Genomic DNA, 6887 nt, shown 5'->3' with positions numbered 1-6887 from the left:
GTTTCTTATGGTATGGAACCTGAACAAGAAGCCTTATCTATTGTTTCCTTCAAGGACTGAGAGGCCGCTTCCCCGTTAATAAATTAAATTCCCAATTCAATTCCTTGCAGTTCCTTCTGCATCTCCCGAAAGAATTCCGACGTATGCCACCCATCCATCGCCGCATGGGCAATCGTAAGCGTCAGCGGAAGTGTCAGTTTCCCGTTATCTTCTGTATATTTACCGAATGTAATGATCGGAAACAGCGGCACATGATCAGATGCTGTCGATGCCGCATATCCGATGTAATCCATCCATGGCACGCAGGAAATACAGTAAAAGTTCGCCGGCTGTCCGGCTTTTGCCTTGACGCCTCTGACCTTCTTTGCGGCTTCTATGTCCGCTTCTATTCTCTTATAGAAAGTCGCAAAGTCATCATCGTATTCGCTCCAGCAGTCAGAAAATGTGTGATCTTCTTTGTGGAAGATCGTATAATTCGGGTGTACAACATCCCACACTCCCGGATTGCCTTCTTCGTCCGTCATCATCTTCATAAATGGCAAGCGGTTCACAACATTTGACGTACACCAGATAAAGGCTGCATAGAAATGCACCCCCAAGCGGTCACATTCTGCTCTTAATCTTGTTACATCCAGGCGTGCTGTCATACTGTAGTTTACTTTTAATTTTTCGGTATAATACTTGTAGTGATCCTGGCGCGGCCAGGTTGACTGATCGATTTTTCTATATGGTGGAAGACTCATAATGTCACCTCTTATTTCTTATTTCACCCCAGAAAGATTCCCCATCTCCCCGGTAGGTACTTCCAAGAGCTTCCGCGATCGTCGCCGCCATATCTGCAAACCCTTTTCTGGTATGCAGGTTTATTCCCGCTTTGATCTCTTTTCCATATATGAGGCAAGGCACATATTCCCTCGTATGATCTGTTCCGATATATCCGGGATCACAGCCATGGTCTGCCGTGATCATCAGCATATCATCATCCCGCATATTCGCAAGGAACTCTCCCAGCTGTTCATCAAATTGCGTCAATGCTCCTGCATATCCTGCAATATCACGCCGGTGTCCATAGATCATATCCCCATCTACTAAGTTCACATAGCAAAGTCCATCGAACTCTTTCTTCTGTATCTCGATCGTCTTTTCCATATTCTTTTCATTTCCCTGATTCGGGTAGGTCTCCGTCACTCCCTGCCCTTCAAAGATATCATAGATCTTTCCGACACCGATCACATCTTTTCCTTCTGCTTTTAATGCATCCAACACCGTCTGTCTCGGCGGTGCAAGTGAAAAGTCATGCCGTCTGATTGTCCGTTCGTAATTTGGCCATGTTCCGATAAATGGTCTTGCGATCACCCTTCCGACTCCGAGATCTCCAGTCAGCATCTCTCTGGCAATCTTACAGTATTCATATAACTGCTCTACCGGAATTATCTCCTCGTGCGCTGCAATCTGGCATACACTGTCCGCAGATGTATACACAATCAATGCTCCTGTCTCTTCCTGCTCCCGGCCATAATCATGAATGACCTGTGTCCCCGAATACGGCAGATTACACAAAATCTTTCTTCCCGTCCTTTTTGAAAATTCCTCTATGAATACTTTCGGAAATCCGTCCGGGAATTTCGGAAGCGGATCCGGTGTTACGATACCCGCCATTTCCCAGTGTCCGGTCGTCGTATCCTTTCCACAGGATAATTCCTGCATTCTTGCAAAACTTCCGGTCGGCTTCTCTGTACTTTTTGCATATTCCATACCATCGATCTGGTAGATTCCGATCTTTTCCATATTCGGAATATGAAGTTTCCCGCTGTCATAGCAACTCTTCCATGTATTACTTCCGATATCACCAAATTTATCCGCATCCGGTGCTTCACCGATGCCTGCACTGTCCAATACGATCCAGAAAATACGTTTCATAGAATCAGTCCTTTCGGTCTTTTTCTTTTATTATAAGTCTATATAAGAAGACTGTGCAAGATACATGAATCCATAATTTGTTATTCTCACTAATAAAATCGCGCCTTTAAATTATCCATTAGTAAGTAAATATATATTGTATTTTTCGTTGTTAATTGTTATAATCATATCACGGGTGCTACCAAAACGGTAGGCGGTTAGTCCTTCTGCAGAGGGACTGTGCCCCTCTGATTACATAGAAACCTGAAAAGGAATTCACTGGAAAGGAGGGCTAAGCCAATGAGTATTATGGATTTTTTAGCTATCATCAGTTTCGGCTTATCATGCTTCAGCATCGGATACACTATTGGTAAGGATAATCATAAGACACAAAAATAGCCGCCCACAGTCTGGTAAACTAAGCGACTATTTTTACTAAATTATTATCGGGCTAACCGTCTATCGGTAGCACTCTTTTTCTATAACTATACTAACATCATCTTATGAATATGTCAAAAGATTTTTCAACAATAAATCTACTCTACTACTGATTTTCTTACATTCACCTTCGTACGCTCTTCCCGGTCGAAGAATTTCTTAGTTTCGCTGATAACCACTTTTCGAAGTCCAAGTAATGCGATCAGATTCGGAATGATCATCAGCGCATTGGTAATATCCGCCATCAGCCAGATTGGTTCCAGTGTCAGGAACGGCGCTGTTGCAATTGCCAGAATATAAACGATCTTAAAAATCTTGATACTTCCTGTCTTTCCGGTGAGATACAGCACACATCTTTCTCCATAATAGTTCCATCCGAGGATCGTAGTAAATGAGAAGAAGATAATTCCTACTGCTACCAGATACATACCAATATTAAACGGAAGTCCGGCATTATATGCCTTTGTAACCAGAACACTTCCGCTTAAATCAGTTTTATCAAGCAGGCCGCTTGAGATTACAACCAGTCCTGTCATAGAACATGTCAGAATTGTGGTGAAAAATACACTTGTCATTGAAATCAACCCCTGCTTTACACAGGAATCTGTCTTTGCTGCTGCCGCCACGATTGGTGAACTTCCAAGCCCAGCCTCATTCGTGTATACACCTCTTGCCACACCGGTTCTCATAGCTGTCATGAAAGAGACCACAGCCGTTCCTGCTGCTCCTCCAAGTGCAGATTCCTTAGAAAATGCGCAGGAAAATATCTCTGCAAATGCTCCCGGAATTGCGGAATGGTTCACGATCAGAATCACCATTGAACCACCAATGAAAGAAATTGCCATAAATGGAACAACAAACTGTGCAACTTTCGAGATTGCCTGAATTCCGCCAAGTGTTACAACTGCTGTTAATACAGTAACAATAATTCCAATAACAATGACCGGAATATGGAATGAATCATGCACCGACTCTGTAATCGCATTTACCTGTGGAAAGGTACCACATCCAAGAAGTGCTGTTACAACTCCGAAAAATGCAAAGATTTTTGCCAGCCATTTGAATTTATCTCCCATTCCATTCTCGATATAATACATCGGTCCTCCGGCGATTTCACCTTTTTCATCTTTTACACGGAATTTTACAGCCAGAAGTGCCTCAGCATATTTTGTTGTCATTCCAAGAAGCGCAGATACCCACATCCAGAACATCGCTCCAGGTCCACCGATACGAAGAGCTGTTGCCACACCTACGATACTTCCGGTTCCGATATCGGCAGCCAGTGTTGTGCAAAGTGTTGCAAACGGAGATACATCGCCTGCCCCTTCTTCTTTTTCAAAAATACTTTTCAGTGCCCTTGGAAATTTACATATCTGTATTCCTCGTAATTTATATGTAAAATACAGACCAGTTCCCATCAGAAGCACCAATGTCGGCGGTCCCCAGACAAATGTCTGAATTGTTTCCAGTAACTTCATAAATGTTTCCATTTTTTTCCTCCCAGTTGTTAAATTCCTGTCAATAAATAGTCATTTTTTTGGCAACGGATGAATACATCCGTTGCCGTTATGAAAAGTTTATCAGTTACATTTTTAGCTGTTATATTTTTCTTTATCCAGCTCTTTTTCTTTCGCATTTACGATTACGTTTACTGTGGCATCACCGATAACGTTCAGTGGCAGGAGTGCCATTTCTACCGGACGGTTGATTGCAACAACCAATGCGTAAGCGATCATACATGCATCAGATGTCCATCCAAGTCCTGAAAGGATCGTTACGATCAGTGTAGTACCTGCGATTGGAATAGCAGGACATCCCATAGCTGCACAGATTGATAAGAATGCGATCGTTGCGAGGTTGGCAGGTGTTACATCAATTCCTGCACTTGTTGCAATAAATGTTGCTGCGAACATATGCATAACAGTTGTTCCGTTCATGTTGATCGTCATTCCTGTCGGTAATACGAAACTTGTAATCTCTTCACTGCATCCAAGTTCATCAATACATGTCCTTGTATTGAGCGGCAGACATGCTGCTGATGAGTTTGTTGAAAATCCGAACACACCGACCTTCGCAATTTTCTTGATAAACTGAATTGGATTCATCTTTGTTGTTACCCAGATACCGATAGGATAAATTGTAACAACCAATACGAATAAGGTTACCATTGCAGCTACGATATAAGCAGCAGCCGGTGCAAGGTACTCTGTTCCGTAAATTGCAAATGTTCTTGAGATCAGGCAGAAAATTGCAACTGGACCAACTTTGTTGATTAAGAATGTAAGGTATAACTGAATGATTTCGTTGACACTTTCCAGCACTTTCTTCAGTGGGTCAGCTTTTTCTCCCAGTGCATTCATGCAAAGTCCAATGATAATTGCTACTACTACAACTGCCAGAATACTGTTGTTGCTGCTAAATGCGGCAGCAATATTGGACGGTACTGCATTTACAATTGTTGCCAGTGGGTTAAATGCATCCAGTGTTGCTGCATCTGTAACTGCCTCACTTGGAAGTGTTACGTTGAAAAATCCTGCTGATTTTACCGCATATGCAACGATACCGGCTAAAAATGCACCACATACATAGAACAGAAAGAATCCGATCAGTGTACGTCCTGCAATTCTTCCAAGCTTTGTGGAACTTGAAATACTGCACATCGCAAGGCTGAGGGATACTAATACAAGTGGTACGATCGCAAGCTGTAATCCTCTCATAAATAACTGGCCTATAATGTAGAAAAGACCAATTGCACTAACACCATCTTCTGCCGTAATGTCCTGGAACAGGATCTTGTTGAGTATCGTCCATGCACCCTCATTACCAGAAGAGATCAACTGCTCTCTTAATAAAAGAAAAGCAATTCCCACCACCAGGCCGCCGACAAGAGCGATCATCATTTTCTTTACAACCGACATTGGCTGTTTTTTCGTTGTGTTACTCATTGTTGTTCTACTCCTTTTCCTTTTTGTTTGTTTTCATTAGAATTTACTAATTTTTTCTATAAACCGCGCGTTTATTTATGAACTACATACAATGTAACATGGATGCGGTCGTAAGTAAAATTAATTATTTGTCTATAAAATATCAATATCTTTTATATTATCTATATTATCAAATATTAATATCGTTAATATTATACAGCAACATTATTCATTTCTCTTTTCACAACAACATTGATATAATAAAGACAACCAATAGATTCAAGCCAATAAGGAGGAAAAATTATGGCTACTAAATATGGGGAATTATTTTCAGATGAATATCAGAAAAGCTTAAAAGAACAGTTTTGTTATGCCGATACAGATCCGGATTATGGAGACCGGCTCTTCTTTGAGAACTCCGGCGGATCTCTCAGACTCAGAGCTGCTGTAGAAGCCAAAGCCGGACTGGAAGAATATCCAGACTGTCCGGAACGTGTACGTGGAAAAGGATATGATCTTTCTTATTATGTGAGTGAAGGAACAAAAGAAATCCTTGAAGTTGTGTTTGGTGCAAAGAGTGGTGCTCTTATCACTGAACTTTCTGCTTCCCAGACAATGTTCCATGCTGTCGGAACAATCATGGAAAATGTTAAATGGGGAAAAAATGCAGTTACATCTGCACTGGAACATCCGTCTGCTCATGATGCGGTAGAATACTACTGTAAGCAGACAGGAAGAGAATTCCGTGAAGTTCCTGCAAATCAGACAACCGGTGGTCTTGATCCTGATACGATTATGCAGTACGTAGACAAAGACACCGTTTTATTAAGCATCATGGCTGCTTCCAACATTTCCGGAAATATCATGGATATCAAGGAAATTGCAAGACGTGCCAAAGAGATCAATCCTGACATCTACATTGTAAGTGACGCAGTACAGCACGCACCACATGCCGTTATAGATGTTGAAGACTGGGGTGTAGATGTATCCAACTTCGCACCTTACAAATTCTTTGGTGTACGTGGATGTGGATACTGTTATGTATCTGACCGTGTTGCGAGCATGACGCACAGAAAACTCACATGTAAAGCTCCTGATGTATGGGCTCTCGGAACTCCTACACCTGGTAACTTCGCATCTATGATGGCAGTCATCGATTATGTATGCGATATTGCAAAACATTTCCTTGGAGACAAAGCTGAAGGAATGAGCAAACGTGAGCTCTATGTAGAAGGTATGAACAGAATCCATCTGCAGGAAAGAGGACTTCTCTACCGTATGCTGGAAGGAACAGAAGATGTTCCTGGTCTTCGTCATATTCCTGATGTTGAAGTATATGTAGACATGGAAGACCTTACATACAAAGATCTGATCATTGCTATGGGTATCAAGGGTATTGAATATGCAGACTGTGCTCAGAAATATATGGAACACGGCGTGACGATCTTCGAACGTGTGAAGAGCAGTCCTTATTCAAAACGTATCGTAGAAACACTCGGACTTGACGGAGCACTCCGTGTATCTCCTCTTCACTGCCATGGCAGAGATGACGTAGACAAGTTCTTAAAGATCACAAAGGACATTGCAGAAGGGAAATAAACTCCATTCCTCATCTTTTGAATAGCG

The 6887-nt window shown here is 42.0% G+C and carries 5 protein-coding genes; 1 reads left to right on the top strand and 4 read right to left on the bottom strand.

The window, feature by feature from the left end; translation table 11 throughout:
- Nucleotides 1-83 precede the first annotated feature (83 nt).
- From GT508_RS04435 to GT508_RS04420, 4 genes are all read right to left on the bottom strand, one after another.
- Nucleotides 84-743: a chloramphenicol acetyltransferase gene (locus tag GT508_RS04435; RefSeq protein WP_161143650.1), complete on the bottom strand. Its 660-nt coding sequence runs from the start codon at nucleotides 741-743 to the stop codon at nucleotides 84-86.
- A gap of 4 nt (nucleotides 744-747) precedes the next feature.
- Entirely contained in the window at nucleotides 748-1920 is a 1173-nt protein-coding gene (locus GT508_RS04430; protein WP_161143649.1) for a phosphopentomutase, read from the bottom strand.
- Nucleotides 1921-2435: 515 nt separating this feature from the next.
- Nucleotides 2436-3827, bottom strand: coding sequence for an alanine/glycine:cation symporter family protein (locus tag GT508_RS04425; RefSeq protein ID WP_055281771.1), 1392 nt, complete (start codon nucleotides 3825-3827; stop codon nucleotides 2436-2438).
- Nucleotides 3828-3929: 102 nt separating this feature from the next.
- Nucleotides 3930-5282, bottom strand: coding sequence for a dicarboxylate/amino acid:cation symporter (locus tag GT508_RS04420; protein WP_161143648.1), 1353 nt, complete (start codon nucleotides 5280-5282; stop codon nucleotides 3930-3932).
- Between the two features lie 282 nt (nucleotides 5283-5564).
- On the opposite strand from GT508_RS04420, the gene GT508_RS04415 reads away from it, so the two are divergent.
- On the top strand, nucleotides 5565-6860 hold the full coding sequence (locus tag GT508_RS04415; protein ID WP_118225645.1) for an aminotransferase class V-fold PLP-dependent enzyme: 1296 nt from the start codon (nucleotides 5565-5567) through the stop codon (nucleotides 6858-6860).
- Nucleotides 6861-6887 lie beyond the last annotated feature (27 nt).

The organism is Dorea sp. BIOML-A1 (assembly GCF_009875615.1).
GTDB lineage: Bacteria > Bacillota > Clostridia > Lachnospirales > Lachnospiraceae > Dorea_A > Dorea_A amylophila.
The sequence above is the reverse complement of the archived record's forward strand: the minus strand, read 5'-3'. Positions and strand labels throughout refer to the sequence as shown.